Origin of the sequence: Saccharopolyspora sp., from assembly GCF_017434145.1 — a bacterium.
GTDB lineage: Bacteria > Actinomycetota > Actinomycetes > Mycobacteriales > Pseudonocardiaceae > Saccharopolyspora_C > Saccharopolyspora_C galaxeae.
On sequence record NZ_JAFRFW010000335.1, the window covers coordinates 1 to 12,563 of the forward strand.

The 12,563-nt window shown below is 68.9% G+C and carries 14 protein-coding genes; 3 read left to right on the forward strand and 11 right to left on the reverse strand.

What is annotated here, in order from left to right; translation table 11 throughout:
* Together IJH84_RS09305 and cmk are read right to left on the reverse strand one after the other, a co-directional pair.
* Positions 1 to 335: 1-acyl-sn-glycerol-3-phosphate acyltransferase (locus IJH84_RS09305; RefSeq protein ID WP_295142748.1), on the reverse strand; the 335-nt coding region annotated here is incomplete at its 3' end.
* Entirely contained in the window at positions 332 to 1,054 is a 723-nt protein-coding gene (gene cmk / locus IJH84_RS09310; protein WP_200073025.1) for a (d)CMP kinase, read from the reverse strand. The genes IJH84_RS09305 and cmk, both read right to left, overlap by 4 nt.
* Positions 1,055 to 1,238: 184 nt before the next feature.
* Here cmk and IJH84_RS09315 point away from each other — a divergent pair, with 184 nt between their 5' ends.
* Both IJH84_RS09315 and IJH84_RS09320 read left to right on the forward strand, forming a co-directional pair.
* Positions 1,239 to 1,721, forward strand: coding sequence for a TrkA C-terminal domain-containing protein (locus tag IJH84_RS09315; protein ID WP_295142753.1), 483 nt, complete (start codon positions 1,239 to 1,241; stop codon positions 1,719 to 1,721).
* A 174-nt stretch (positions 1,722 to 1,895) separates the two neighbouring features.
* Entirely contained in the window at positions 1,896 to 3,068 is a 1,173-nt protein-coding gene (locus tag IJH84_RS09320) for a cation:proton antiporter (RefSeq protein WP_200073027.1), read from the forward strand.
* 133 nt (positions 3,069 to 3,201) lie between these two features.
* Here IJH84_RS09320 and IJH84_RS09325 read toward each other — a convergent pair whose 3' ends face one another.
* The 6 genes from IJH84_RS09325 to xerD all read right to left on the reverse strand — a co-directional run bounded on the left by IJH84_RS09325 (position 3,202) and on the right by xerD (position 8,160).
* Positions 3,202 to 3,972 carry a pseudouridine synthase gene (locus tag IJH84_RS09325; protein WP_200073028.1) on the reverse strand — a complete coding sequence of 257 codons (771 nt, stop codon included), beginning with the start codon at positions 3,970 to 3,972 and terminating at the stop codon, positions 3,202 to 3,204.
* The gene (gene scpB, locus IJH84_RS09330; RefSeq protein WP_295142775.1) at positions 3,965 to 4,594 is read right to left on the reverse strand and encodes an SMC-Scp complex subunit ScpB; all 630 of its coding nucleotides are present in this window, start codon (positions 4,592 to 4,594) and stop codon (positions 3,965 to 3,967) included. The genes IJH84_RS09325 and scpB overlap by 8 nt, the downstream gene beginning before the upstream one ends.
* A 122-nt stretch (positions 4,595 to 4,716) precedes the next feature.
* Positions 4,717 to 5,595, reverse strand: coding sequence for a segregation/condensation protein A (locus tag IJH84_RS09335; protein ID WP_233628306.1), 879 nt, complete (start codon positions 5,593 to 5,595; stop codon positions 4,717 to 4,719).
* A gap of 149 nt (positions 5,596 to 5,744) precedes the next feature.
* Entirely contained in the window at positions 5,745 to 6,119 is a 375-nt protein-coding gene (locus tag IJH84_RS09340) for a hypothetical protein (protein ID WP_200073029.1), read from the reverse strand.
* A gap of 19 nt (positions 6,120 to 6,138) precedes the next feature.
* Positions 6,139 to 7,080, reverse strand: a complete 942-nt coding sequence (locus IJH84_RS09345) for a ParA family protein (protein ID WP_200073030.1) — start codon at positions 7,078 to 7,080, stop codon at positions 6,139 to 6,141.
* Between the two features lie 129 nt (positions 7,081 to 7,209).
* A complete protein-coding gene (xerD, locus tag IJH84_RS09350) occupies positions 7,210 to 8,160 on the reverse strand; it encodes a site-specific tyrosine recombinase XerD (protein ID WP_295142764.1) in 951 nt (316 codons plus the stop codon).
* Between the two features lie 243 nt (positions 8,161 to 8,403).
* Here xerD and IJH84_RS09355 point away from each other — a divergent pair, with 243 nt between their 5' ends.
* Positions 8,404 to 8,904 carry a DUF1707 domain-containing protein gene (locus tag IJH84_RS09355; RefSeq protein WP_200073032.1) on the forward strand — a complete coding sequence of 167 codons (501 nt, stop codon included), beginning with the start codon at positions 8,404 to 8,406 and terminating at the stop codon, positions 8,902 to 8,904.
* Positions 8,905 to 8,910: 6 nt separating this feature from the next.
* Here the strand turns inward: IJH84_RS09355 and IJH84_RS09360 are convergent, their stop codons facing one another.
* The 3 genes from IJH84_RS09360 to IJH84_RS09370 form a co-directional block, all read right to left on the reverse strand.
* The gene (locus IJH84_RS09360) at positions 8,911 to 9,576 is read right to left on the reverse strand and encodes an NUDIX hydrolase (protein WP_295142768.1); all 666 of its coding nucleotides are present in this window, start codon (positions 9,574 to 9,576) and stop codon (positions 8,911 to 8,913) included.
* Positions 9,577 to 9,596: 20 nt separating this feature from the next.
* Positions 9,597 to 11,297 carry a CTP synthase gene (locus IJH84_RS09365; RefSeq protein ID WP_200073033.1) on the reverse strand — a complete coding sequence of 567 codons (1,701 nt, stop codon included), beginning with the start codon at positions 11,295 to 11,297 and terminating at the stop codon, positions 9,597 to 9,599.
* Positions 11,298 to 11,506: 209 nt separating this feature from the next.
* Entirely contained in the window at positions 11,507 to 12,379 is an 873-nt protein-coding gene (locus tag IJH84_RS09370) for a helix-turn-helix transcriptional regulator (protein WP_295142772.1), read from the reverse strand.
* Positions 12,380 to 12,563 lie beyond the last annotated feature (184 nt).

Sequence of the window (12,563 nt, forward strand, 5' to 3'; positions counted from 1 at the left end):
CGCAACACCCGGACCGCGGCCAGCAGCGGGGTGCGGTCCGGCTCGCCGCGGCGCACCGGGATCTGCCCGATCCGGCGCAGGAACCAGCCCAAGGCACCGCGGAACAACTCAGTCTTGATCAAGAACGCCGCGTTGCGCGGCAACATTCCGTACAGCAGCGGGCCGTCCACCAGCGAACTGTGGTTGGCCACCAGCACCAGCGGGCCGGTGCGCGGAATGCGCTCCGCGTGGTGGACCCGCACCCGGTAAGGCAGGCGCACCACGGTGGTGGCGATGAGCCGACCGACCCGGGCCAGCTTCGACGAGGACCCCTCGGGCAGGTCGATCGCGCTCAACGTGCTCCCTCCGCGCTTGCGAACAATCCGCGGCTTTCCACCATCTTCCACAGCTGCTCCAGCACACCGGCCACATCGAGCTGGGTGGTGTCCAGCTCCACCGCGTCCTGCGCGATCCGCAGCGGCGAAACCGCACGTCCGGAGTCCAGCGCGTCCCGCCTGCTGACGTCCTCGTGCGCGCGGCCCACGTCGGATTCCCGCCCGGCTTCCCGGTCCTGCGTGCTGCGGCGCATCGCGCGGGCCTGCGACGACGCGGTCAGGTACACCTTCAGCCCGGCGTCCGGAGCCACCACCGTGCCGATGTCGCGGCCCTCCACGACCACGCCCCCGGGACGGGCGAGCGCCTCGCGGATCAGCCGCCGCTGCTCGTCCACCAGCAGCTCGCGCACGGCCGGGACCGCCGAAACCGCGGAAACCGCGCCGGTCACCTCCGGCCCGCGGATCTCCTCGCCGACGTCCTCGGCATCCAGCGCCACACCCGGGCGCAGCGGATCGGTCCCCATCACCGGCACCGCGCTCGCCGCGACACCCGCGACGGCCTCCGCGTCACCGATCACCACTCCGGCCCGTAGCACCGCCAGCGTGACCGCCCGGTACATCGCCCCGGTGTCGAGGTACGACGCCGACAGCGCCGAAGCCAGCTTCCGGGCCACCGTGGATTTCCCGGTGCCCGAGGGGCCGTCGAGGGCCACCACCCCTCGAAGCTCGGCGTGTGCCACGTCGAGTCTCCTCCTTCGTCGTCACCGGCCCAACGCCGGATCAACCACTCATTGTGCCTGGCCCGCCCCAGCGGAACCCAATCGCGTCCGCCCCGGCACCACCCGGTCGCCAACGGCGCGTGCGTTCCTTGTGCGCCGCACCGGGACACCCGAACGAGCTGACAGGTGTACTACCCTTTCGTTCGTGGACGTCACAGTGACCCCGCTGCCGGGACTCGGGACCCAACAGGACTTCGTCACCCGTTCCGGGCACCGGATCGGGGTGATCACTTACCGTGACGGGCGCTACGAGCTGATCGTCTCCGGCCACGACGACCCGGACAAGGTCGCCGCATCGGCCGGGCTGACCTCGGAGGAGACCAACACGCTGGCGAACCTGCTGGGTGCGCCGCAACTGGTCGCGCACCTGACCGAGCAGCAACGCGAAGTCACCGGGATCAGCACGTGGCAGCTTCCGGTCGTCGAGGGCTCTCCCTACGACGGCCGCCCCCTCGGCGACACCGAGATGCGCACCCGCACCTCGGCGTCGATCGTCGCCGTCGTCCGCGGCGGAACCGTGCACCCGTCGCCACGCCCGGACTTCCTCTTCGATTCCGGCGACCTGGTGGTCGTCGTCGGCACCGCCGACGGTCTGCGCGCCGCAGGCGACATTCTCGAGCGCGGCTAGCCGGCACCCGCTCGAGGAGCGGCTCGGCGCAGCCCGCAGGCGGGATCAGCGCAACTGCAAAGAGGGAAACGAGGTCGTCCGCAACGGCCGGGGACGCGGTCCCCGGGCGGGTAGCCCCGTGCGCCGCGCGAGGGACAACTCAGGCAGGCACTCGGACAGGCGAGAGGAAACACGGTGCACGACACGGCGATCTCCCTCATCGAATTGGGAGCAGTGTTCTTCGGTCTCGGCATACTCGGCCGCCTCGCCTGGAAAATCGGAATCTCACCGATCCCGCTGTACCTCATCGGCGGTATCGCGTTCGGCGAAGGCGGCGTCATCCCGCTGCACGGGATCGAGCCGTTCACCCACCTCGCGTCCGAAATCGGCGTCGTCCTGCTGCTGCTCCTGTTAGGTCTGGAGTACTCGGCGAGTGAGCTGGTCACCGGCCTGCGACGATCCTGGATGGCGGGCCTGGTCGACATCGTGCTCAACGCCGCGCCCGGGGCACTGGTGGCCTGGGCGCTGGGCTGGGGCCCGATCGGCGCGTTGACGATGGCAGGCGTCACCTACATCTCCTCGTCCGGGATCGTGGCCAAGGTCCTCGGCGACCTCGGCAGGCTCGGTAACCGGGAAACGCCGGTGGTGCTGTCCATGCTGGTCTTCGAGGACCTCGCGATGGCGCTGTACCTGCCGATCCTCACCGCGGTGCTCGGCGGGGTGAGCCTGCTGGGCGGGCTGACCGCGGTCGGCATTTCGCTGATCGTGATCTCGGTGGTGCTGGTGGTGGCGCTGAAGTTCGGCCGCTACGTCTCCGCGCTGGTCGACAGCCCCGATCCGGAAGTGTTCCTGCTGCGGTTGCTGGGCGCGGCACTGCTGGTCGCCGGCATCGCCTCGGAGCTGCAAGTCTCCGCCGCCGTCGGGTCGTTCCTGCTGGGCATCGCGATCTCCGGATCTACCGCGCAGAACGCGACACGGATGCTGGAGCCGCTGCGCGATCTGTTCGCCGCGGTGTTCTTCGTGGTGTTCGGGCTCAACACGAACCCGGCGCAGATCCCGCCGGTGCTCGGTTACGCGCTGCTGCTCGCGGTGGTCACGGCAGCCACCAAGGTCGCCACCGGTTGGTTCGCGGCCCGTTCGCAAGGCATCCGGAAGCTGGGCCGCGCCCGGGCCGGGGCCGCGCTGGTGGCGCGCGGCGAGTTCTCGATCGTGATCGCGGGCTTGGCCGTCGCCGAGGGCATCAACGGTCAACTGGCCGCGCTGTCCACCGCGTACGTGCTGCTCATGGCGATCCTCGGACCGGTAGCGGCGCGGTACGTCGAGCCGGTGGCAAGGCTTTTCGTGGGACGTCGCACCGTCAAGGCATGACACCTCCGAGCTTCTTCTGCAAAGTTGCGCTTCGGGGTTAATTTCGCTCGACACTGAAAAAATTACGGTCGTCGATGAATCCGGGCGACAAAAAGCCCGTGGGTTCACGAACCCACGGGCGACCGCGGCAAGATCACATGTCGACGGCCCGGTAGAGCGAACCGACCTCCTTGCGGTCCAGCTTCCGGATCGCGCCGGGCCGCTCGTTGTTCAACCGGACCTCCCCGATCGCGGTCCGCACCAGCCGCTTCACCGGGTGCCCCACCTGCTCCAACAAGCGGCGCACGACGTGCTTGCGGCCCTCGTGCAGCGTGATCTGCACCAGCGCGCGCGGGCCGGTGACGTCGAGCAACCGGAACCCGTCGACCTTCACCGGCCCGTCATCGAGCTGAACGCCCGACTTCAGCCGCCGCCCGAGATCCTTCGGGATCGGCCCCGGCACATCCGCCACATAGGTCTTGAGCACCTCGTACGAAGGGTGCATGAGCCGGTGCGCGAGCTCGCCGTCGTTGGTGATCAGCAGCAACCCCTCGGTGTCCACGTCCAGCCTGCCGACGTGGAACAGCTTGCCGTCCCGCTCCCGCAGGTAGTCGCCGATGCACGGGCGGTCCTGATCGTCGGACATCGTGCAAAGGATGCCCCGCGGCTTGTTCAGCAGCAGGTACTGCACGTCCTCGTTGATGTTCACGCGGGTGCCGTCCACGTGGATCACCGAGTTCTCCGGATCGACCCGGCGGCCCAGTTCGGTCACGGGCTCGCCGTCGACCTCGATGCGCCCCTCGGTGATCATGTTCTCCGCCGCCCGGCGGGAGGCGACCCCGGCCCTGGACAGCACCTTCTGCAACCGGACACCTTCCGGCTTCGACTCCGCACCGGACGTGGTCGGGGCACGGTGTTCAGACATCGTCGATCGTATCCACTTCAGGGAGCAGGGGAGCCAACGGCGGCAGATCCTTCAGCGACGACAGGCCGAGCCGCTCCAAGAACAGCTCCGTCGTGCAGTACAGGTTCCCGCCGGTCTCCGAATCGGTACCGGCCTCCTCCACAAGGCCGCGCCCTACCAGGGTACGGATGACGCCATCGACGTTGACACCGCGTACCGCCGCCACCCGGGAGCGGGTCACCGGCTGGCGGTAGGCGACCACGGCCAGCGTCTCCAGCGCCGCCCGGGTCAGCTTCGAGCGTTGCCCGTCGAGGAGGTAGCGCTCCACGTAGGGCGCATAGGTCTCGCGCGTGTAGAACCGCCAGCCGTCGCCGACCCTGCGCAGGTCGAAACCGCTCCCGGCGTCGGCATAACCCTGCGCCAACCGCTGCAGCGCGGTGCGGATCCGCGCCACCGGCTGCTCCAGCGTGCTCGCCAGCAACTCCTCACCCGCGGGCACGTCCACCACCAGCAGCAGCGCCTCCAACGCGGAATCCAACGCCTCGTCGGAAGTCAGATCCGGAGGAGCCTGCGAAACCGCCACCGAATCACCTGGTTCGGCCCTGTCCGGTCCTTGCGCAGTTCCCGAGTCCCCGGCGGCCAGGTCCTCAGCAGCCAGGTCCTCAGCGAGCGGACCCCCCGCGACCGTGTCCTCCGCGTCATCGGCCGCCTGCGCCGCAACAACACCGGGCAGCTCATCGCCGGGAACGTCGTCGTGCACCGAACTCACCCGTATTCCTCTTCCTCGACACTCGCCCGCGCCGCGTCCGCCGCCGCCTGCGCCTCCTGCACGCTGCCGCCGACCCAGCTCACCAGCAGGTTCCCCAACGGGTCCTGCTGCTCGAACGCGATCACCTGCTCCCGGAAGAGCTCCAGCAACGCCAAGAACCGCGCCACGATCTGCACCGTGTGCTCGCAGTCGGCCACCAGCTCCGAGAAGTCCGCCGACCCCTGCTCGGCAAGCCGCACCCGCAACAGCGCGGCGTGCTCGCGAACCGAGACCTGGTGCTGGTGCAGATGCTCCAGCGACACCGCAGGCGGCGGTTTCGGCCGGAACACCGAAGCGGCGACCTCGGCCAGCCGCTGCGGCCCGACACCGATCATCACCTCCGGAAGCAAACCCTCGAACCGCGGTTCCAGCGAGACCGAACGCGGATACCGCCGCAGCGCACCGGCCTCCAACTCGCTGAACAACGCCGCCACCTGCTTGTACGCCCGGTACTGCAGCAGCCGCGCGAACAGCAGGTCCCGCGCCTCCAGCAGCGCGAGGTCCTCCTCGTCCTCGACTTCCGCGGCGGGCACCAGCCGCGCCGCTTTCAAATCCAGCAACGTGGCAGCGACCACCAGGAACTCGGTGGTCTCGTCCAGATCCCATTGCTCGCCGAGCGCCTTGGTGTAGGCGATGAACTCGTCGGTGACCTTGTGCAGCGCGACATCGGTGACGTCCATCTGGTGCTGCGAGATCAGTTGCAGCAGCAGGTCGAACGGGCCCTCGAAGTTCTCCAGCCGGACCGTGAACCGCCCCGACTGGTCCGCACCGGAGGCAGCAGGCAGCTCGGCGTCCTGCGGGGGCGCCGCATCACCGGTGTTCATCTGCTCGGTCAAGTCGGTCGATTCGTCGGTGGGCGCCGGCGACTCATCCGGCGCCGCTGCTTCGTCCTGCGGTGTCGTCGCCGCACGCTGGAGCGTCGCTGCGTCCTGGGCTGCTGCGTGTTGATCGCCAACGGCGGACCCGGCCCCATGCGGGGAGCCGGTCACTCGCCGCGCTCCTGCCGCAGCCGACGCACCAGCACCGAATCCGCTCCCTGCGCCTCGAAATCGGCCAGCAGCACCGCGACCGCCTCCCGGACGACCCTTCCCCGGTCGGCCGCGAGACCGTGCTCCGCGCGCAGCGCGAGCCGGGTCTGTTCCAACGCCAGCAACTCCTCGTCGGAGACGTACACGGTGATTTTCGCATCGTGCCTGCGCCGGCCCGAGCCCGACCTGCCCTGGCCGTCGGACCTGCCGCGGCCGTCCGGCCCCTGATCGGCTTCGGGAGCACTGCCGGACTGGGATCGCTCCTGCTCCGCAGCCCGCCCCGTCGTGCGGAACAACTCCGCGGCGCCGGGCAACGTGGCACGGCGCTTCACCCGGCCACCCCGCGGCGGATCACCGCGCGATCACCTCGCGCGCCAGCGAGCGGTAAGCCTGCGCCCCCGCCGAACGCGGCGCCCAGCGGGTGATCGGCTCTCCCGCGACCGTCGTCTCCGGGAACCGGACGGTGCGGTTGATCACGCTGTCGAACACGATGTCCCCGAACGCCTCCACCACGCGGGACATCACTTCCCGCGAATGCAGCGTGCGAGGGTCGAACATGGTCGCCAGGATGCCGCTGATCTCCAACTTCGGGTTCAGCCGCTCCTGGACCTTCTCGATCGTGTCGATCAGCAGCGCGACCCCGCGCAGGCTGAAGAACTCGCACTCCAGCGGGATGACCACGCCGTCCGCGGCGGCCAGCGCGTTGACCGTGAGCAGGCCCAGCGACGGCTGGCAGTCGACCAGGATGAAGTCGTACTCCTTCATCGCCGGGTACAGCACCCGGCCCAGCGTCTGCTCCCGGCCCACCTCGGCGACCAGTTGCACTTCGGCGGCGGAGAGGTCGATGTTGCTCGGCAGCAGGTCCATGCCCTCCACCGTGGTCGAGCGCACCACGTCCTGGACCTTCACGGAGCGTTCCATGATCACGTTGTAGATCGTCTGCTCGAGTTGGTGCGGCTGCACCCCGAGGCCGACCGAAAGCGCGCCCTGCGGATCGAAGTCCACCAGCAGCACCCGCCGGCCGTACTCGGCCAGCGCAGCACCCAGGTTGATCGTCGACGTGGTCTTGCCGACGCCGCCCTTCTGGTTGCACATGGCCAGCACCGAGGCCGGGCCGTGCCGATCCAGCAGCGGCGGCTCGGGAATGTGCCTGCGCGGCCTGCCGGTCGGGCCGACGTTGCCATCCTGGTCCAACTCGGCCGCGTCACCCGCGACACCGGGCTTCTCCGGGGCGATGCTCAGGTCGACCGCGCCCCGGGACCGCCCTTCGGCGGAGGGCTGCGGTGTCGACATGGCGCTAGGACTCCTTGTCTGCCGGTGACGATCATACCGATCGGACGAAGCCTAAGTGGCATTCTCGACCAGCGGCAACGCGCCTCGCCGAGGGGCCCGCGAAATGCGGCCCACCACACCCGGTCGTGGTCAAGACCCAGCGCTGAGCGCGCGGGGATGCGCGGTGGCGTACACCTCACGCAGCGTGTTCACCGTGACCAGCGTGTAGACCTGCGTCGTCGTGACCGAGGCGTGCCCGAGCAGCTCCTGCACGACGCGCACGTCGGCACCGCCCTCCAGCAGGTGCGTCGCGAACGAATGGCGCAGCACGTGCGGGGAAACCTCACGGGTGATCCCCGCACGCTCCGCCGCAGTCTTCAACGTGTTCCAAGCGCTCTGCCGCGACAACCTGCCGCCACGGGAATTCAGGAACACCGCCGACGTCCCCCGCCCGCGCCCGGCCAGCGTCGGACGGGAGCGCACGAGGTACGCCTGCACCGCTTCCAGCGCGGGGCGCCCGACCGGCACGATCCGCTGCCGGCCGCCCTTGCCGTTGAGCAGCACCGTCCGCTCGTCGGAGTCGACATCGTCGACGTCCAGACCCACGGCCTCGGAGATTCGAGCGCCGGACGAATACAGCAATTCCAGCAACGCACGATCCCGCAGTCCGCGCCCGTCCTGCCCGGCCGCGTTGTCGAGCAGTCGCAGCACCTCATCCACCGGCAACGCCTTCGGCAACCGACGTGAAGGCGTAGGCGGCGACACCTCCCGCGCCACGTCGGCTTCGACCCAGCCCTCCGCGTGTGCGAACCGGTGCAGCCCACGCACCGCCACAAGCGCCCGAGCCGCCGAAGATTGCGCGAGCGCAGGCCGCTGCGCAGCACCTTCACGGAGTTCGGCGGTGAATTCGGCCAGGTGCCCCGCCCCGACCTCGCGCAACTCGTGAACACCCGACTCCGCCAGATGTGCCCCATAACGCCGCAAATCGCGCGCGTAGGAATCGAGCGTGCTGCGCGCGGTCCCCCGCTCGACCGCCAAATGGTCCAAATATCCGGCGAAGGCGGCGCGCAGCCCCTCGGGAAGTCCTTCGGAGGCTTTCACCACCGACCTCCTCCGTGCCTGGAACGAACCAGCTGCAGCCTAAGAAACCGTGATGCGCGAGGAACGATCCGCATGGGCACTGATTGTCCCCCATTCCAGTGAAACTCCCGCAGCGAGTTCACGATCTCGTCGCTCACCAGGGAAGAACCGGACAGCACCGACACGGTCTCGCGGAATCGACACCGTGCCCGGATGAATCGGTCTACCGTGTTCCGGGTGAGCCAACCACGGGATCCCGGCCAAATGCGGATCGGCGACGAGGAACGGTCACAGGCTTCGCAAGCCCTCGGCGAACACTTCGCAAAAAGTCGGCTGACCGTGGTCGAGTACGAGGAACGGCTCGATCGAGCTCTCCGCGCCGTTACCCGCAACGATCTGATGGCGCTGTTCGCCGACCTGCCGGGGCCACGCCCGATGGGTCTGCCTGCGCCACCGCAGGCACAAGCGCCGGGACCACCGCTCCCATACCGCCCGACCCCTTACCCCGGGTACGACGCGCTCATCCGGTCGGGCAAGTCCCGGATCACGGCCGGTGTGCTGCAGATCGTGCTGCCATTCGGCGTGGGGCGGTTCTACACCGGCCACACCGGCACAGCCATCGCGCAACTCCTGCTGTTCTTCTTCGGGCTGTTGACCTTCGGCCTTACCAGTGCGATAGCCGCGATCTGGTGCTTCATCGACGGAATCGTGCTGCTGGCCAACACAGACAGCACCGACGCAGCGGGACGCCGCCTGAGCTCTTGAACCGAGTTACCCGTGCAGCCTCTTGGCAAGGCTGTGCGGACGATCCTGCCACTCCGCTTCGGGCGGCCTTGGCTGCGCGCCCGCCCGCACCGCGTGCGCGGCGAGCAGACCGGTGACCGCCGGAGCGTTGACGATCTCACCGGCGAAGACCATGCGCACCGCCTCGTCGAACGGGAAGCGGCGAATCACCAGGTCGGCTTCCTCATCACCGGTGGCGTCCGGGCGCTGCACATCGGACAACCCCCGAGCGAGGAAGATCCGCTCGCTCTGGTCGGTGAAGCCCGGCGACGAGGCGATGTCCGCGAGCACCGACCAGGACTCGGCGGCCAGACCGACCTCTTCGGCCAATTCCCGCTGCGCGGTGTGCAACGGATCTTCACCGGCGACATCGAGCAGTCCCGCAGGCAACTCCCACAACCGCCGACCCACCGGATAGCGGTACTGGTGGATCAACACGACCTGGTCGGCGTCGTCGAGCACGACCACCGACACCGCGCCCAGGTGCTCGACCACCTCGCGGCGTGCCTGCACACCGCCGGGCATGGCCACCTCGTCCGCCCGCAACGCCAGGATCTTGCCGACGTACACGTCCTCGGTCGCCACGGTGCTGAAGCGATGCGTGCCGCCGGTCCGCTCGATCTCGTTCGCGCCCGCGTTCTCCGTGCTGCTCACGCCGCCAGCCTACGGATGGATCAGGCCCCTGCCTGAACGCTGTCGGCCAGCTCGACGGGGAGGCGTTCCGCCGCCTGGTAATCGACGGCCGCACGGACGAACGCCGCGAACAACGGGTGCGGGCGGGTCGGCCGGCTCTTGAGCTCGGGGTGCGCCTGGGTGCCGACGAAGAACGGGTGCTCCTCCCGCGGAAGCTCCACGAATTCCACGAGCCGTTCGTCCGGGGAAGTGCCGGAGAAGACCACGCCCGCCTTGCTCAATCGGTCGCGGTAGGCGTTGTTGACCTCGTAGCGATGCCGGTGCCGTTCCGCGATCTCGGTGGTGCCGTAAGCCTCCGCCACCAGTGAGCCCGCCTGCAGCTTGGCCGGGTAGGCACCCAGCCGCATCGTGCCGCCCATGTCCTTGTTCCCGGAGAGGACGTCGTGCTGATCGGCCATCGTGCTGATCACCGGGTGCTGGCACGGTTCCTCGAACTCGGTGGAGTTCGCCCGCTGCAGCTCGCCGAGCGCCCGCGCCGTCTCGATGACCATGCACTGCAGGCCGAGGCACAACCCGAGGGTCGGAATGCCGTGCGTGCGGGCGTACCGGATGGCCCCGACCTTGCCCTCGATACCGCGGACCCCGAAGCCACCCGGGACGAGCACGGCGTCCATCCCTGCCAGGGCGTGCGCGGCACCGGACTCGGTCTCGCAGGTGTCCGAAGGCACCCACGCGATCTCCACCTTCGCCCGGTGGGCGAAACCACCGGCGCGCAACGCCTCGGTCACCGAAAGGTAAGCATCCGGCAGGTCGACGTACTTGCCCACCAGCGCGATTCGCACGTGCTCGCTGGGTTTGTGCACGCGGTCCAGCAGGTCGCCCCACACCGCCCAGTCGACGTCCCGGAACGGCAGTCCGAGACGGCGCACCAGGTAGGCGTCCAGTCCCTCGGAGTGCAGCACCCGCGGGATGTCGTAGATCGACGGTGCGTCCGGGCAGGCCACCACACCGTCCGAGTCGACGTCGCACATCAACGCGATCTTGCGTTTCAGGTCATCGGGAAGGTCCCGATCGGCCCGGCAGACCAGCGCATCCGGCTGGATCCCGATGTTGCGCAGGGCCGCGACCGAGTGCTGCGTCGGCTTCGTCTTCAGCTCCCCGGACGGCGCCAGGTACGGCACCAGCGACACGTGCAGGAAGAAGCAGTTGTCCCGGCCGACGTCGTGCCGCACCTGGCGGCATGCCTCCAGGAACGGCAGCGACTCGATGTCCCCCACGGTGCCGCCCACCTCGGTGATGACCACGTCGGGCGTGCGCCCGTCCTCATCCGGCTCGGCCATCGCCCGGATCCGCGTTTTGATGTGATCCGTGATGTGCGGGATGACCTGCACGGTGTCACCCAGGTACTCACCGCGGCGTTCTTTGGCGATCACCGCTGAGTAGACCTGACCGGTCGTCACGTTCGCGTTCCGCGTCAGGTCCCGGTCGAGGAACCGCTCGTAGTGCCCGATGTCCAGGTCGGTCTCGGCGCCGTCCTCGGTCACGAAGACCTCGCCGTGCTGGAACGGGTTCATCGTTCCGGGGTCAACGTTGAGGTAGGGGTCGAGCTTCTGCATCGTCACCCGCAAACCGCGGGAGGTCAGGAGTTCGCCCAGACTGGAAGCGGTAAGGCCCTTGCCCAGGGAGGAGGCCACACCTCCGGTAACGAACACGTGCTTGATCGTGCGTGCTTGCGGCACCAAGAAGGCTCCCCGTGGTCAAGCCGTCGCCGGGCTGAAGTGAACGTGCACAGGCAGGACGGCCGAATCCGTCTCACCCACGGGATTTCAGCCTAACGCACGATGAACTTCGGGTACACGGCAGCCCGGATGGCTTTGAGCACGTTGACCACTGCTGGTCAACCGCCAAAGGTGCACTGCTCGAGGCCCTTCGAACGCCTGCTTCGCACCGTTCAGGCTTTGGCCCGGTCCACCTCCTTCTCCAGCAAGCGCACCGACTCCTCCGGGTCGAGGGCCGACTCGACAAGCTGGTCGAAGGCATCCTGGTGGACCTGCACGTCCGTGGGCGAGTCCAGCAACGGCCGGACGGCCAAGGCTGGTCGATACACCACGGCCGGAGGTGAGTCCGCACCGAAGGACAGCACGGTGAACGGGCCGTCGGCCGCCAAGGCACCGGCGGCGAACGGCAGCACCCGAAGCGTCACCTCAGCCCTCGCCGCGATCTCCAGCAGACGGTCCCACTGGCCGCGAAGCACGTCCGGGCCGCCGACCACCCTTCGCAACGCCGACTCCGCAAGTACGAGGTCGAGCGGCACGCCGCCGCTGTCCAAGTTCCGCTGACGGATCTCCAGCGCCTCGAGCGAGCGCTCGGAGTCCGCCGCGGGTTCGGCACATCGGCGAGCCGCAAGCACGGCGGCTGCGTAATCCCGGGTACGCACCAGCTCCGGCAGCACCTCGGTACCGAAGACGCGCACGTCGGCGGCTTCGGCCTCGAAGCCGATGTAGAGCCTGTCTTCGGGCGGTAGCACGTCGCGATACGAGTCCCACCATCCGCGCCCGCGCGCTTGGTGGGCGAGTGAGACCAGGTGCTCCCGGTGCCGGCCTTCGGCGTGACAGATGTCCGCGAGGGCGATTACCGCCTCGACTCCGACCGCCTGCCGCGACCCTTCGATCTTGCTGACCTTCGCCTGCGGCCAACCCAAGCGGTCGGCGACATCGACGTGCGTCAGCCCGGCCGCCCGGCGCAGTTCTTTCAGCTCGGCGGCAAGCATGTGACGCCGGACCGTGGGACTGGTCCGCTGCCGCTCGGTTTGCGTTTCGTCCATGCCTTGATCTTGGGCCGGCAGATGGGGCAACGTCCAGGAATGTCACCTGATCGAATTATGGCATATCGAATAATTCTTCGGCCATCCTGGACGGCATGACCTCCCGAACCCGGTCCGGCGCCCGGCTGGAATCCCGTGCCCGGCCCCTCCCCTGGGCGCGGCGCCCGGCCGCCGCGCGCCGGAC

What these genes read in the sequence shown, in the direction of transcription:
- IJH84_RS09325 (WP_200073028.1), bottom strand. Translation starts at nt 3,972, where the DNA reads ATGTCTGAACACCGTGCCCCGACCACGTCCGGTGCGGAGTCGAAGCCG.
- IJH84_RS09345 (WP_200073030.1), bottom strand. Translation starts at nt 7,080, where the DNA reads ATGTCGACACCGCAGCCCTCCGCCGAAGGGCGGTCCCGGGGCGCGGTC.
- IJH84_RS09355 (WP_200073032.1), top strand. Translation starts at nt 8,404, where the DNA reads ATGCGGATCGGCGACGAGGAACGGTCACAGGCTTCGCAAGCCCTCGGC.
- IJH84_RS09370 (WP_295142772.1), bottom strand. Translation starts at nt 12,379, where the DNA reads ATGGACGAAACGCAAACCGAGCGGCAGCGGACCAGTCCCACGGTCCGG.